We start from the raw sequence: 16,269 nt of genomic DNA on the forward strand, positions 1-16,269 counted from the left end.
TCTTGCTATTACTTGTGTAGTATCGTTTGCATCGATTTTTCCAAAGACATATCTGCTTAAATCATAACTCGTTGTATCCTTATCTTCTTTTTCTTTATACTGCCCTATGAAAAATTTAGGAGTAGTTCTGTTATCAGTTGAATCGGGCTCGGTTTCTTTCGTTAAATTCAATGAATCAATTTCAAGGGAATCGCTCAAAACAAAAACATCTTTTCTAAACAACGACTCCATAAATTTTGTCGGCTTCAAGGAGTCAGAAGCAGGATGGATGTCGAAAGGATTATTCAGCATAAAAAGATTGTAGCCCTGTTTGTAAAGCGCAGTGAATACAAGTTTTTTCCCATCATAAGAAATTGAAGGCTGGCTGACTTCACAAAGTGAATTCGTAATTGGATAGGCTTTTATTTTAACTATCGACTCGGTAGAATCGGGAACAATCTTTTTGCGGTAAATATTATTTATACCGTTTCTGTCCGATATGAAAAGAATTTCTTTACCATCGGGCGATAATTCTGGATACCTTTCATTACTTAAATCCCAGTCCGTTATCCTATCGATTTTGTAGGAATCGACATCAACAATGTAAAGATCAAGTTGACTATAATTGTGATTGCTCATCATAAAATCACTCGGAATCATATCGGGATTGATATATTCTCGGCGGTCGGAAGAAAAAATTATTTTTCTTGCATCGGGAGTCCATTTCGGGTCGGTATCGCTGAAAATGTCGTTGGTCACATTAATCAGTTGTTTCTTGTCAAAGTCGTAGCAATAAATATCGGATTGCTTTTCATTATGTGCCGAGAAAGCAATTTTTTTCCCGTCGCGAGACCAATCGACCGATTCGATACCGGGCAATCGAAAAGGTAATTCTTCTACTTCGCCAGTTTCTGTATTAATGACGGATATTACGTCGTAACCTTTACTTTTTGTTGAAAGTGCAATATGGATATTATCTGGTGCCCATGTAAGGGATGGATAAAGAATGTTTAGTTCTTCAAAGTCCGCAGTCTTACCACTTTCAACTACCTTTTTAATGATTTTTCCTTCGATAGCGTCCATTATATAAACATCGAGGAAAATATCGCGGTCAGAAATAAAAGCAATTTTATCACCCTGAGGGGAAAGTGCCGGGCTTGTGTTATAAAAGCCGTACTGTTTTTCGTTATCAGTTAATCTTTTTGCAAATTCATCGGGATCTTTGTAATTAGCAATATCGGGCCAATAATCTTTTTTTAGACTTTTTTTCCATCTTTCATTTAACTCTTCGAGGTCGATTCCAAGCGAAGCCTTCATGGCTGCTTCGAGCGAGCCGAGTCCCTGAATTTTATTAATCAATTCTCCCAGTTTTTCTCTTCCATATGTATCGGCGATATACTTAAAGACGGATTGTCCGCCTCTGTAACCGAGATAACCACTAAGTCCCTGAATATCGGGTAAAACCTCGCTGATTATGGCATTTCTGATGAACATGTCAGTATAAGTTTCCCAGCCTTGCGAAAAGTACTCGGCAGTTCCTTCCATGAACCAATGTGGCAATTGCAGTGTAATCCCTTTTGAAATAATATTTTGAATTGACCCGCCGAAATAGAGGTCCTGCATAACGGCGTGCACAAGTTCGTGGTGTATGACGTGTCTAAATTTTTCATAAGAACCTTCGAAGGGGATAACTACTCTATTTTTAAACGGTTCGGTAAAACCACCAACTCCCTGACCTGTATACTCATCAGTTACGTTGGTTTCCTGAAAATCATTGTGAGAATTATAAATTATTAAAATAATCCTGTTGTTGATCTGGTAATTAAAATCATCTTCAATTCTTTGCAATGCATCTTCAGCAGCCGAAGCTGTAAATTCCGCTACTGTTTCGCCGCCTCCGGCAAAATAGATGTCGAAGTGTTTTGTCTGGATGTAATACCAGTCATAGGTTTTATATTGAACCTTATTTTGCCCGAACTGCGGGTAAACTACGACTTGAATAAACAAAAGGAATATCAAAATGAATTTTTTCATCGTCTTAACTCCAGACAATTAATCGATTAAAATAAAGTCAATTTCTCGTTTTTCTTCATCCAGTCGAATAAGTTGAACTCTGATTTTATCGCCGAGCCGAATACTTCTGCCTGTACGTTTACCAATTAGCATATAATTTTTTTCATCGAATATGTAGTAGTCGTCTTCCATGTCTTTCAATTTTATCAAACCTTCTGCCAGCGTGTCTTTCAATTCGACGAAAATGCCGAAGTTTGTAATTCCCGATACAACGCCTTCAAATTCATCACCGAGTTTACTTTGCAGATATTCAATTTGTTTCAGTTTTACGGATAATCTTTCAGCGTTCATTGCATCTCGCTCGCGGGCAGAAATATAATCGCAAATCTCCTCGAGCTCTTCAATCTTGTAGTTGGTTTTTTTGTTATTTGAATAATCATATATCAGTTTATGTACCATCAGGTCGGCAAAGCGTCTTATTGGAGAAGTAAAATGAGTATAATCCTTAAAGCCAAGACCATAATGACCGATATTGTTTGTCGAGTAGACTGCTTTAGCCATCGACCTGATTGCAACTTCATTTATAACAGCTTCTTCTTCGCTTCCTTTGACAGATTCGAGAAGTTTTTGAAATTCCATCGGCTTGTTAGCAGAATTCGGGTCAAACGAGTATCCCAGGGATTTGATGAATCGCGCAAATTCTTTAATCTTGTCTGGATCTGGTACGTCATGAACCCTGTAAATAAAGGGATAATCATTCGATTTATTTTTTCGTGCAATTTTTATATGGCGCGCCACTATTTGATTTGCTAACAACATGAATTCTTCTACAAGATTGTTGCTTTCTTTTATCTCCTTTATACGGATATCAATAGGTTTACCATTTTTATCCAGTTTAAAGACAACTTCAGGCTTGAAGAAGTTTATACTGCCTCTTTTAGTTCTTTTCTGTCTTAGTTTTTTTGCAATTTTATTTAACAGAAGAAGCTCGTCTTTAAAGTCTCCGGTACCTGTATCAAGAATTTCCTGCACTTCATCATAAGTAAAACGTCGCTTGCTCTGAATGATTGTTTTTACAATTTCATAGCTTTCTACTTTGGCATTTGGAGTCATCTGGACGATTACAGAGTAAGTAAGTCGATCAACATCTGGATTAAGCGAACAAATTTCATTGGATAATTTTTCGGGCAACATTGGAATGACTTTGCCGACAAGGTAAACGCTATTGCCTCTTTCCAGTGCTTCTTCAAAAAGATATGAATTTTCATCGACATAATAACTTACGTCTGCAATATGAATTCCCACCTCGAAATTTCCATTTGGCAGTGTCTCAATTGAGAGCGCATCGTCGAAATCTTTTGCATCTTCCGGGTCAATTGTAAAAACATTTTTATCTCTTAAATCGATACGCCGGGCAATCTCTTCCTCGGGAATTTTATCGGGTATGGAATTAGCCTCCTTTAATACCTTTTTCGGGAATTTGTATTTAAGTCCCAATTCTCTGGCAATTGAAGCGATTTCGGTATCGTATAATCCCGCTTTGCCGAGCACTTCAATAATCTCGCCTTCCGGATTGAGGTTGTGGGATTCCCAGATGATATTGCCTGCAACAACCTTATCACCGATTTGAGCCCCTTTGAGTTTTGACGGTGGAATATAAATATCGCGATGTATATTCGGGTCGTCGGGTTCTAAGAAAAAGAAAGAGTCACTTTTTTTCAAAGTTCCAACTATCTCTTTGCGTTTCCTTTCAAGAACATTTGTAATAATACCCTCGATATTTTTGCCTCGTCGCTTTTCGAGCAATTTAACTTCAACTAAATCGCCGTCCATAGCTGTGTTGAGGTTTTTGCCGGCTACAAATATGTCGTTCCTTTTCATGTTTTTCAGAACTACAAAACCGTAAGCCCCGTTTTCGACTATTTGAAGAGTCCCAATCAAATTTTTATTTCCACCTGAATTTAGCTGATAACGTTTGCCCAGCTTGGTTAAAAATTGTTCCTCTGTGAGTTTGAAAAGAACATGTTTCAATTCGGCGTACTGATGCTCGGTGATAATGTTCAATTCTCTGGCTAAATCTTTGGCTTTTATTTTTAGCCCGGGATGCCTTTTAAAGAAGGCTTTGACGTTGTTTTTCATTTAGAATTCGAATTTATATTTTAATGCAAGTTCATTTACTTTTTCGTCCAGACCCGGAGTTTGAATAATCGGATCTTTACGTTCCAACCTGATAAGGAAACTCGGGTTAAATGGATATTCAATTTTTATATTGGCTTTGTTTATATTTTGAAAAACCTCAGTAGTACCGCCGAAACTGTAACGCAAGTTCTGAATTTTTCCGGAAAAACGAAACTTAGTTTGCTCGCCAGTTCTACTGATTTGAATATTGTTAACGAGATCTCCTACTGCCGAGTTCACAAAATTCGTTAAGAGGGAACCGAGAAAAGATGTGGCTGTACTCTGAAAATCGCTCAATATTCCGGCTGTTTCTGCTCTGTCCTCAGCGGTTAAGTCGTTTTTAAATTTGCCGAACAAAATAAAAGAAAATGCATCCGAGTAGTCGTATTTAGTTTCGCGTACGTTGTTTTGAATATTTTTTTTGCCCACATAAATTGCAATGCTTTCGGAATTGTTTACCAGATTTCTACCGATAGACGACAGGGGGCCTTTTATGAAAATTTTAATTGCCACTTCCTCAGGCGTGGCATTCGGGTCAGAAGGCGGCACATAATCGTTTTGATAAGTTGCAGTTATGTCCAGATAAGGTTCCGAGATGCTGCTTTCAAAACGGATAAATCCTTCAGCGTCGAATGTTTTGAAGAATTCCAGCTTTGAGCCGTTTAACAGTTCGAATACTCCTTGAGCTCTTGTATTTCCGGAAAGACTCTCGTAAGTCATATCTCCCCTGGTTTCTACAATGAGTTTTTGATTTGCAACCTGTGATAGAATAAAGACAAGTTGCGCACGGTCTGGAACGCGTATTCCCAACGAGTAATCGACGTTAATCGAAGATTCTCTGCTGATCATTAAATCTTTGCGTATTTTTTTCTCTTGTTCGAGGACTTCTTGAAACTTTAACAGCTCTTTGTCGATTTTTGATGAGTCGACCAGGAAAACAATTCGATAATCATTTTTCTGCGTTCCACCTGTTTCTTCTCCCAATGTATAAAATAGATTAGCATTATCGACCACTACATTACCCTGAATAAAGATACGATCGTCTCGCCAGGTTAATAACCATTCGGGGTCGGTTTCAATTGTAAGGTTACCATACATTTGTGGACTTACGGCTTTCGAATTTTCATTCAATATCGTTAACTTACCTCTGGCTTTAACTGACAAATTTTTCAATGAAAATCCTTCCATAAGGATTGAGCCTATACCGTAAATAGTACCACCACTTTTTGTACCTCCAGTATTTGAGATGTAGAGTGTGTCGATATCAACTTTTTGTTCGTTTAGTCTAAAATGGAGACCAAAATTATAGTTGATATTATTTGCCAGGAATTTGAATGAACCGTTAATTATCGATAAATTACCGTAGTATCGGGGATTGTCGATTCGCCCTCGTAGTTTAATATCGGATAGAAGTAGCCCATCCTGCTCTTCGATTCCCGGCAGAATTTTACCAAGCGTTTTTAAATTAAAATTGTCGGAGAAAATACTAATACTCATTTCTTTATCTGCTGGCACTCTTTCATCAACTTTCGTAAATGCAAGGTCGTATGGAATTGTTCCCTTGATCGTCATAACAGGTTTGTTGTAATTGAAAGTTGAATCCATAAAGACAAAATCGACACTGATAATTTTATCTCCGTAGCTTAAATTGCCTTCCATTTTCCCTAAGTTATAATCCGAGTAATAGATTGACTTGAAATCAATTTTTGATTTAATTAATGGCGAATTCAGACTACCTCCAATATCGGCACTTAAATTGCAATTAATATTGAGTAAAGGATCTTCACCGCCGAGGAAGTATGAGCTTAAAATTTTTCCCGACAGTTTCTTCAGTTCGATTGAAATTTTCTGGTTACTTCTGCTATCAACAAATCCCGAAGCAGCTAGGAAAGTTGTATCGCTCCACAGATTCAGGTTGTCAAAACGGAAATTGTTGTCGTCATAAACAGCTTTGATAGTGTCCTTGTTTTTCCACTCGATCTCTTTATATCGAACTACCAGGTTACTAATGTTGAAATATTTTGTCGTTGGGGTTGTGGTAAGGTATCCTTCTGCATGAGCAGAGGCATAGTCTTCAATGTCTGCCGATAGGTTATAAAACAATTTGCTCTGGTTGAAAACAAGGTCGGCGGTTATATTCTCAACATTTGTTCCGCTGTAAAATCGTTTCGATGTAAACGATGCTATTCCGAATAATTTATCGAATGAATTATAATAATTGTTTCTTATGAAATTGATATCGGCATCAACATCGGAAAGATAGATTGTTGACTTTTTATCCAGAAGAATAACATAATCAAGATTCATTGAAGTGTTTATGGAAAAATTAGGCGACTTGTTTCTTACAGTGCCATATCCGGTGCCTGAAATATCGAGATTCTCCTTTCCGATCAGCGCAGCAACCAGTTCAAAATTCTTGAATGTAAAATTAAACTCGAATTCTATCTCTTTTTTAATTACGTCGGGCAATTCTATTTCCATTGAATCTGAAACCTCTTCACTGTATACAATATTAATTGGGTTTACGTTTTCAATTTTCTCCCTGAAAATTTTTATGATTGTATTCGTCTGGTAATTAATGAGAGCTATGGCATCATTTAAGGAAAAATTACCTTCAATGTTGAAATCCAATAAGTCGGAGTTGATATTGATGGCACGGTAATCTTTTCTGTTGGAGAGTTTTAAATCCAGATTTGCATAGTCAATGAACTTATCGTTAATTGAAGAAGAATCGATTCCAAAGGAGAATGTTCCTTTTATACTATCGGGATTGAAGTGTACGCCATCGGCTTTAAAATAGAAATTCAAGTCGCTTTTGTAGTTCTCGTCGTTGTAAAATCTCGATAGATCAAGATTATTCAGTCTACCGACGAGGAAATATTTAGGTATGTATTCAGGAAGAAATGTAAGATTACCTTTAATGTCGAGCTGAGCCGCTGTTCCCGATGCTACGGCTTCGAGTTCAATTTCGCCGTTAGAGGCTGTCGAATTTATTTTATAATTCGATATCGGAATATTATTGATATCTGAATCAGTGCCTTCGAGTTTTAATAAAGTGTTGAGAGTGTTTAAGTTAAACGAACTGCCTGCAATTTCTCCTTTGCCGTTTATGCGTGTCGGTATGTTAATAACGGGCTGTAGATTTAGATTTTTTGTTATAAAATTAATTTTATACTCCACCGGGCTTTTGTTCAGATTCAATAAGCAATCGATGTCAAGCTTCTGATTCCTTCCTGTTTCTGCACTCAGCCTGGCTTTGAAATTTGTAGGATAACCGTGATAATCGATGTTTAACTTTGCAAGCTCGAGGTTATTAAAATGTGGAAGATTCAAAGACGGAAGCAAACTCAATACATTTTTATAAACTATGGAAGAATTCTTAATATTTGCATCGATGTACAATTCCGATGGACGGTGTAAATTTTTGAGATAACCATTAAGATTTAGTTCAGTATCAGAATATCTGAGAGAAAGTTTGTCAATTTTAATATTGCCAAATACGCCCCCTGCTTCGAGTGTGAGTGATGGTTTGCCTTTAAGAATTTCCGTGCTGCCGACGAACGAAGAAAGGTCGTCGAAGTCAAAGGCTTTTATTTCAGCTTTCAATCCTACTGGATATGACTCAAAATCAGACAAATTAATTTTGCTGAAAATATTCAGACTGTCGAAGCGGGCGCTTATTTTGACTTCCGAGCGACCTGTCAGAATATTGAGGTTTTTAACCGATGCATATTTACTTGTTACTTCGAAAATGCCACTGAGATTGTTTATCAAAAAGTTATTGAAATTGCCCGCCATTGACATCGACTTGATGTTCAGCATATAAGCTTTTTCGGAAGGGGAGGCAAAAGCTGCCGCATCGAAATTCAGGTTCTCGATTCTCAAGTCGTCGGTATTTAATATTTTATAATCGGAAACTGAACCGCGATAATTATATTTCTGCATTCTGAAATTTACATTAACCAGACTTATTCGAGGGGCAATTATTTTGAATGTAAACTCGGATTTAGTTTCCTTTTCTTCTTTTGGTTTGAATAAAGCAGAAAAATTCCATTCACCGTTTTTATCCTGTAATAGATTTATTGAGGCGTTCCTTAATTCAACTTCTCTTATATAAATTCTTTTCAATAATAGTTGTAATGGGCTGGTTTTGATTATCAATTTTTCTGCGTTGAGTAAAGTATCTGAACCGGTTGTCAAATGAGGTTTGTTGATAAAAACAGAGGTTAAGATTGTTCCTTCAATATTCTCAATTGATAATTTTGCATCTGTATTCGAATTGACAATTTTTACAAGATTATCCTTGATAAAATTTCGAAATGTACGTGTTTGAGAAAAGCCGATGAAAAGAATAATCAGTCCGATAAATAGCAATCCAGCTGCAATAAAAATGTTTACAATTCTTCTGAACAATGACTTTTTTGATTTGTTCTTTTCCGCCGGCATTATTTATACCGCTCTAAAATAGTATTGATAATATTAGAGGTAGATTGAATGTTGACAAATTCAATGGTCTCAACTTTGCCGCCATTGCTTTCAACAATATCTGCTCCAACAATTTTATCTTTTGACCAATCGGCTCCTTTTACAAGAATATCGGGTACTATTTTTTTAATTATCTCGTAAGGAGTATCTTCCTCAAATACTGTTACAAAGTCGACGGGTTTGAGATTCGAAACAATAAATGTACGCTCTTTCTGATTTAGTATTGGTCGTTTTTCTCCTTTAATTCTCCTGACGGATTCGTCCGAGTTAATTGCTACAATTAAAATATCACCGAGTTGTTTTGCTTTAATAAGGTAATCAACATGACCGGCATGAATTATGTCAAAGCAACCATTTGTGAAAACAACCTTTTTGCCTTGCATGGCTAATTGTTTTCGGATAAGTAGAAGCTCCTCGTGCGATAAAATAATGTTCATTTTTTCAACTCTTCCTTAACTGCAGAAATTAAATCATCGATATTAATAGGAACTATTCCGACTTCCTGACATACTATACCGCCTGCATAATTTGCAAGATAAGCTGCATTATAAATATCAACACCTGCAGCCAGCGCTATTGTGATTGTTGATATCACGGTATCGCCCGCGCCGGATACATCTGCTACCTTTCGGGCTTTAGTAGGCACTCTTTTCTCTGGCTTTCCTTTTTCAAATAAGGCAATACCTGCTTCGCCTAAAGTTAGCAAAATATAACGAGCATTTAAACTGTGCAGTAATTTTTCTCCAGCTTCAGAAATATCATCATCATTTTTGAGTTTCATACTCAAGGCGTCTTCAGTTTCTTTTCTGTTCGGTTTGAAAACAGTTACGTTTTTATATTCAAAGAAGTTATTGAATTTAGGGTCTACGGTAACAATTTTATTTTCCTCGTTAGCCTTTTTAATTACTTCTCTTATAAGGTTTTGTGTAAGAACGCCTTTGTTGTAATCCTGCAGAATTATTGCGTCGATGTTTGAAAAGTCATGTTTAATATAATCGATAATTTTTTTTTCTAACTGTCTTGATAGCGGTGCGGTCGATTCTTTATCGATTCGTACAACTTGTTGGCTGTGGGCAATAACACGCGTTTTGGAAGTGGTAGGTCTCGATTTGTCCGTAAAAATTGCTTCATCGGAAATGTTCGCTTCCCTCATCAACTTTTTGAGTAGTTTCCCTTCGGCGTCGTCACCAATAATTCCGATGGGTAAAGGTATTCCGCCGAGCGTTAAAATATTGTAAGCTACGTTTAATGCGCCACCAAATCTCATAAATTCATTTTCTACTTCTACTATTGGGACAGGTGCTTCTGGAGATATTCTGCTGACTTTCCCTTGGAAATAACTGTCGAGCATCATGTCGCCGATAACCGCAATTCGTTTGTTTCTGAATTTATCCTTCAGGGTCATAAGCTGTTTGTGAGAAATATTTAACATTTTATCAAGCTCCTATTTCCATTGTGCAAATTCGTTTTTGAAATTGATACGGATTAGACCGTCACTGGTTCCGAGCCATAGATAGCTGCCATCGAAAAAAAGTTTATTTATTGTGGAGGGTATCCTGCTGTCCCGAACGGGAATGATCTGATTGTTTAATCTATTAATCAATACAAGTCCTCTGCCATAAGGTTCTTTTGTCTGAACGCCAAATTGATATAGCGAAGCGCAGATGTAATTCCCAATAAGTGTAAGGTCGTATATGCCATTTCCTGTAAGTCCGTTCGTGACGTCAAAACGTAACCAGTCATTGATTCTATCGTATCTGAATAATCCGCCGGTATTGAATTCAGGGCGTTCTTCGGTGATAAATTCATCGAGTCCTATCCATAAATAATTTCGTTCTGAAAGGATAGATGAAATTGAGATTTGTTCTCCTTCGCCGTTGAAGTAATTAAGCTTGTTGTCGAAAAATATAATTGCCGAGGGGTCAGTCAGTTCCTTCGATTTGTCGTATCTGTGCAGGCCGGCTTCGGTTCCGAACCATACCAGCGAATCACCTTCGACCTTGATAGTCTTAATTGTGTTGGATTGGTTATTGCCGCCAACTGTCAAGTCGTAATCTATATATCTACGAGTTTTTAGATCGTACTTTGTTAGATATTTAAATCTGCCGATCCAGACAACGTTTTCATACCGGTCATATTCGATGGAACGAATCCAGTTAGCTAACTGTCCACCCAATCCGAATTTTCTTTTCGACCAGCTTTTCCTTTTTTTGTCGTATGTGAATAATCCATCTATTGAGCCAGCCCAAACATAATCTTTATTTGAAGTTATGCAGAAAAAATAATCGTGCTGAATGTTTCCCTTCGAAGTTGCAAAATGTTCCCATCGATCGTTTCTATATAAGAAAATACCACTTCCATTTGTAGTAACCCACAAATCATTACCATCTTTATGAATGTCTGTAATGTTAGTTCCTTTTAAAAAAAAATCGAAGTTGTTGCTTTCAGATTGTGCAACAAGCAACGAAGCAAAAAACAGAAAGTAAAAAATTATTTTTTTCATAAGTGCTTTGAATTTACAAAAATTTTGAATGGAAAAATAATATTATGACTGCTGGAATGAAAACTCACTTTTATAATTTTTTACCGAGTCAAATTTAATATCCCAGAATTTAGCAAAACCTTCTTTTAGACATCCTATTAATTTGTAGTAATCAGTTTTAGCATTTGTAATCGATTCGATTTCGATTGTCTTTGAATTCATTTCTTGACGTAAAGCGGTTCGTGTCGATTCGTCAACTGCAATAAATTCAGGAAGTCGACGATGGAATTTTCCACACAAAATGGAGCCGTGTTGTAAAATTACCTTATCCAATTTACGTTGTGCACTTCCAACAATTTTTTTTCCGCGGAATTTAATTTCGTTTTTTGCAGTACTGCCAAAACAGAGAACGCCTTCGGGCTGTTGAAGCAGGGAAGGGAAGTGGGGACTTTCATCTTCGAGCGAAAGTTCATCGAAAACAGGATCGTATAATTTTAATCCTTCTATCAGCGCAAGTGAAACGGCTTTGTAAATTTTCTTTGGAGTCAATTCATTAGAATAAGGAATTATAACAGAATATGTTATTTCTTCGGCATGTAAAATTGCTCGGCCGCCTGTAGGTCTTCGCACAATATCGATCGATTCTTTAGATGCTTTTTCCAAATCGATATCTTCAAATTTTTGATTGGCGCCGAGCGATATGCAGTAAGGGTTCCAACCGTAAAGCCTGAAAAATGCTTCGTCAGGGCGGCATGAACGGGCGAGTGAAAGATCAATGTCCATATTTTCTCGACCCGATTGAACGCTGTATTCAATCAGATGCCATTTCATTTTCGCAATATTCCGCGTTCGGAATTTTCGATAAATCTGATGATCGAGGCTACGTATTCATTGGATTGAAAATTAGATTTCAGTTTATCCAGAGCATTACGAAATGTAAGCCCGGAAAGATAAAGTATTCTGTAAGCTTCCTTAATTGCATTGATTGACTCGTTCGAAAAATTTCTTCTACGAAGTCCAACAACATTCAAACCCATGTAACGTGCTGGGTAGCCGCTGGTCATTACAAACGGCGGAACATCCATATTGACCATCGAACCCCCGCCAACCATAGCGTGCTGACCAACCTTACTGAACTGATGAATTGCACTCAATCCACCGATTATAACATTATCTTCGATGGTTACATGGCCCGCTATTTGAACTCCGTTTGAACAAATCACCTTGCTGCCAATTGTACAGTCGTGAGCAACGTGTGTGTATGCCATCAATAAACAATTTTGACCAATAACCGTTTTGCCAGTGGCTGTTGTTCCTTTGTGAAGTGTTACAAATTCTCGCACAACAGTATCGTCCCCAATAATTAGATATGTTTCTTCTCCGTTGTATTTCAAATCCTGCGGTAAATTGGAGACCGACGCTCCTTGAAATATTTTAACCCTGTTACCGATTCTTGCGCCGTTATAAACACACGCATGCTGTCCAATAGTTGAGTCGTCACCAATTACCACGTCGTCTTCAACTATGGCATAAGGACCGATTGTAACATTCTTGCCAATTTTTGCTTTTGGGCTTACAATTGCAGTAGGATGGATGGTGGCTGACATAATTTATAAGTCTTGTTTTTTATTTTCTTTGTCGATAATAGCTCCCATAAATTCGGCTTCGGCAACAAGAGTGCCGTCGACGTAGGCAGCTGCTTTAATTGAAAAGTATTTTGATTTCTTAGATATCAATTCGGCTTCCATAACTAATTGATCACCAGGGACAACCGGTTTTCTGAACTTTGCGTTATTAATGCTCATGAAATAAACAAGATGTTTGTCGGGATCAATAAAAGAATTGAGTATCATGATACCGCTAACCTGCGCCATCGCCTCAACAATCAAAACTCCTGGCATGATTGGTTGCCCCGGGAAGTGACCCTGGAAGAATGGCTCGTTAATAGTTACCGATTTTACACCAACGACTCTTTTGTCGAGTTCGAGGTCGATGATTTTATCAACCAGCAGGAATGGATAGCGGTGTGGAAGAATTCTTTGAATTGCATTGGCATCGAATACCACGCCTTCCTTTTTTACGAACTGATATTTTTTAACAAGTTTTTTCTGTTGATAAAGAGCACGTATTTTTTTTGCAAATTCAACATTTGCTCTGTGACCGGGGCGAGCTGCGAGTATCTGAGCTTTTATCGGGGCGCCGATTAATGCCAGATCACCTATCATGTCGAGGAGTTTGTGTCGTACAGGTTCGTTCTTGAAACGTAATTTATTGTGGGATAAAAAACCTTCGTGTGTTACAGATACATCAGGGGGAAGTTTAAGTTTTTGTTTCAATCTATTGAGACCTTCTTCGTTGAGTTCATGATCTACAATTACAACCGCATTATCGATGTTACCACCTTTGATCAATCCCTGGTCGGCTAACATTTCAACTTCACTTAAAAAACAGAATGTACGTGCCGGTGCAAATTCCTTGACAAATTCTTTTTCGAGATTAAACAATCCAGTGTGCTGACTGCCGAGCGCAGGATTCTGATAGTCCACCATAATTGTTATACGATAATCATTTAGTGGCAGGGCAACAATATCAATCTGGTTCTCTTCGTCATGATACATAACTTCCTGGTCAATAACCAGATAATCTTTTGGAGTCTCTTGAGTGACAAACCCGGCTTCGAGCAATTTTTCTACGAACGGCATTGCACTTCCGTCGCCAACAGGTGGTTCAATACCGTCAATTTCTATAATTATATTGTCGATTTGGAGACCAACAATTGCAGCCAGTACATGTTCGACAGTGTGCACTCTTGCTTCGCCAACTGCCAATGTAGTACCTCTGGAAAGGTCAACTACATAATCGACGGTGGCTGGAATTTCTGGGTTGCCGCCAAGGTCTACTCTTACAAATTTAATTCCATGATTATCTGGTGCAGGTTTGAAAGTAATTGTACATGAAGTGCCTGTATGAAGTCCCGTTCCCGAAAGCGAAACGGGTTTTGCAATAGTTCGTTGGAGTTCGAGCATTAATTACCTTTCCTTAATTCTGAAATTTGACTCTCCAAAAATGCAATTTTTTCTTCTAATTTCTTAATCTTTTCTGCATACTTTGGCAGGTTTCTCATGTGGGCTTCCATATGGAGCTGTTCGGACATCTCCTGAGCCGGAGTTCCTCTATATTTCCCCGCTTTTTTTATCGACTTTGATACACCGGATTGAGCACCAATTATTACACCATCAGTAATTTCAATATGTCCCACAAAACCGGATTGTCCAGCAATCATACAGTGTTTGCCTATTTTAGTACTGCCTGAAATTCCTGCCTGTGCAGCAATTGCAGTGTGCTCGTCGATTTGAACGTTGTGAGCAATTTGAACTAAATTGTCGATTTTAACTCCTCTTCTTATTAAAGTAGAACCGATTGCTGCCCGGTCAATCGATACATTAGAACCAATTTCAACATTGTCTTCGATAACGACGTTTCCAATTTGGGGTACTTTTTCGTATTCGTGTTTTTGATTCATAACGTATCCGAAACCATCGGAACCGATACATGTATTTGAATGAATTATCACGTTATTGCCGATTGAAGTATTCTCGCGAATGGTAACATTAGGATATATCAGACAGTTATTACCTATTGTAGAATTTTCCATTATTACAGTATTATGCAGTATGACTGAATTATCCCCAATTTTACATCCAGCTGAAATTACAACATTTTTTCCGAGTGTAACGTTGTTGCCAAGTGTTGCTGTTTTGTCAACTGAAGCCGAAGAGTCAATGCCCTGAAACTTTATAGTGGGTTTTAAGAATGTCGAAATTATTTTTTGTATTGCAACGTTTGGATTATCAATTTCAATGTAACTTAAGTCGGAGCGAGTTTTTTTGAATTTCGGGCTGATAATTACAGCCGAAGCCTTAGTGGTTTCGAGAAATTTTTCGTATGCGGGAAGATAAAGAAAAGTAAGATCGCCTTCGCCGGCTTCTTCAATTTTTGCAATGTTGTAGATTTCGAGTTCCGGATTTCCGATAACAGTACCGCCGACAAAGTCGGCGGCTTCTTTCAATTTTATTTTCATAGTATTTCATTTTAATTTTTCTAAAACGAGATTGGTCACGTCGTATTCTTCTTTTGCATAGAGAAACATAATATCGCCGCTCTTGTCGAAAATGAAGTCGAAGTCGTTTTCTTTTGCCACTTCTTCAATGGCATTGAAAATTCTATTTAAAATCGGTTTGTCGAGTTCCTCTTTTTTCTGGAAGAGTTCACCTTTGACGCCGAATTTTTCCTGCCGAAATTTGGAAATTTGTTCTTCTAATTGGACCAGTTCTTTTTCGATTTCAACGCGCTTTTGTTCACTAAGAATTAATTTCCGCTTTTCGTAATCTTCATATTTGGTTTTCCAGTCTTTTTCCAATTTATTTAATTCTTCCTGCCATTCTTTAATTATGGCGTCGAGTTTTTTCTGGGCGTCCTGAGCTTCGGGCAACTGGCTCATAATTGCTTCACTGTCGACATAACCGATTTTCAGTTGTGCAAAAGAGACCGAAGAGAAAGCAAGTATTAATAATAATATTTTCTTCATAACCTTAACTTTTATTTTTTGCCTCTTTTAAGAAGATCAAGCACTTTGAATGTAATATCGAACTGCGGGTCAGCATAGAGAACGACAACGTCGCCCGCTTTGTCGAGCACATAGTGCATTCCCTCTTCTTTTGCAATCTGTTCAATTGCTTCGAATACTTTTTCTTTAACTGGAGCCATCAGCTGTTCCTGACGTACGAAATATTCACCGTTTGGTTGAGAAAATTTTTGTTCTCTGAATTGTTGTATTTTTTGATCTTTTTCAACGAGTTTTTGCTGAGCTTCTTTTTGTTTTTCCGGAGTCATAGTTTGCGCTTGTTTCTGGAAATCAGAATAAGCCTGCTGAAGGTCTGTGGTCATACTGTCTACCTGTTGTCTCCATTTTGCAACCAATGCTTCTAAATCACTTTTTGCCTTGATTGCCGCAGGATATTGAGCCAGAATTGTTTCGGAATCAACATATCCCACTTTTAATTGAAACGGCTGATTTTGTCCGAATGCAACAACTGCTGATAGAAGTAGGAGTAATAATACTTTTTTCACGA

The 16,269-nt window shown here is 37.7% G+C and carries 12 protein-coding genes; all 12 read right to left on the reverse strand.

Annotation, left to right across the window (positions count from 1 at the left end; translation table 11 throughout):
• Positions 1-2,013, reverse strand: a 2,013-nt coding sequence (locus ACUN8G_RS00005) for a peptidase MA family metallohydrolase (RefSeq protein WP_445480879.1), incomplete at its 3' end; no start/stop codon positions are given.
• A gap of 18 nt (positions 2,014-2,031) precedes the next feature.
• Positions 2,032-4,131 (reverse strand): ribonuclease R, encoded by a 2,100-nt coding sequence (gene rnr, locus ACUN8G_RS00010; protein WP_437346585.1) that lies wholly within the window; start codon positions 4,129-4,131, stop codon positions 2,032-2,034.
• A complete protein-coding gene (locus ACUN8G_RS00015) occupies positions 4,132-8,616 on the reverse strand; it encodes a translocation/assembly module TamB domain-containing protein (protein ID WP_437346586.1) in 4,485 nt (1,494 codons plus the stop codon).
• Complete coding sequence (gene rfaE2, locus ACUN8G_RS00020; RefSeq protein ID WP_437346587.1) at positions 8,616-9,092, reverse strand: D-glycero-beta-D-manno-heptose 1-phosphate adenylyltransferase; 477 nt, start codon at positions 9,090-9,092, stop codon at positions 8,616-8,618. The genes ACUN8G_RS00015 and rfaE2 overlap by 1 nt, the downstream gene beginning before the upstream one ends.
• Positions 9,089-10,087, reverse strand: coding sequence for a D-glycero-beta-D-manno-heptose-7-phosphate kinase (gene rfaE1 / locus ACUN8G_RS00025; RefSeq protein ID WP_437346588.1), 999 nt, complete (start codon positions 10,085-10,087; stop codon positions 9,089-9,091). Before rfaE1 ends, rfaE2 begins: the two co-directional genes overlap by 4 nt.
• 12 nt (positions 10,088-10,099) lie before the next feature.
• Positions 10,100-11,158 (reverse strand): ligand-binding sensor domain-containing protein, encoded by a 1,059-nt coding sequence (locus ACUN8G_RS00030; protein ID WP_437346589.1) that lies wholly within the window; start codon positions 11,156-11,158, stop codon positions 10,100-10,102.
• 42 nt (positions 11,159-11,200) lie between these two features.
• Entirely contained in the window at positions 11,201-11,968 is a 768-nt protein-coding gene (locus ACUN8G_RS00035; RefSeq protein WP_437346590.1) for a lipoate--protein ligase family protein, read from the reverse strand.
• Positions 11,965-12,744 (reverse strand): acyl-ACP--UDP-N-acetylglucosamine O-acyltransferase, encoded by a 780-nt coding sequence (gene lpxA / locus ACUN8G_RS00040; RefSeq protein ID WP_437346591.1) that lies wholly within the window; start codon positions 12,742-12,744, stop codon positions 11,965-11,967. Before lpxA ends, ACUN8G_RS00035 begins: the two co-directional genes overlap by 4 nt.
• Before the next feature lie 3 nt (positions 12,745-12,747).
• Positions 12,748-14,163, reverse strand: a complete 1,416-nt coding sequence (locus ACUN8G_RS00045) for a bifunctional UDP-3-O-[3-hydroxymyristoyl] N-acetylglucosamine deacetylase/3-hydroxyacyl-ACP dehydratase (RefSeq protein ID WP_437346592.1) — start codon at positions 14,161-14,163, stop codon at positions 12,748-12,750.
• Entirely contained in the window at positions 14,163-15,218 is a 1,056-nt protein-coding gene (gene lpxD, locus ACUN8G_RS00050; protein WP_437346593.1) for a UDP-3-O-(3-hydroxymyristoyl)glucosamine N-acyltransferase, read from the reverse strand. Before lpxD ends, ACUN8G_RS00045 begins: the two co-directional genes overlap by 1 nt.
• 6 nt (positions 15,219-15,224) lie before the next feature.
• Positions 15,225-15,725, reverse strand: a complete 501-nt coding sequence (locus ACUN8G_RS00055) for an OmpH/Skp family outer membrane protein (RefSeq protein ID WP_437346594.1) — start codon at positions 15,723-15,725, stop codon at positions 15,225-15,227.
• A gap of 11 nt (positions 15,726-15,736) precedes the next feature.
• Positions 15,737-16,267: an OmpH/Skp family outer membrane protein gene (locus tag ACUN8G_RS00060; protein WP_437346595.1), complete on the reverse strand. Its 531-nt coding sequence runs from the start codon at positions 16,265-16,267 to the stop codon at positions 15,737-15,739.
• Positions 16,268-16,269 lie beyond the last annotated feature (2 nt).

This window comes from Melioribacter sulfuriphilus (assembly GCF_052656625.1).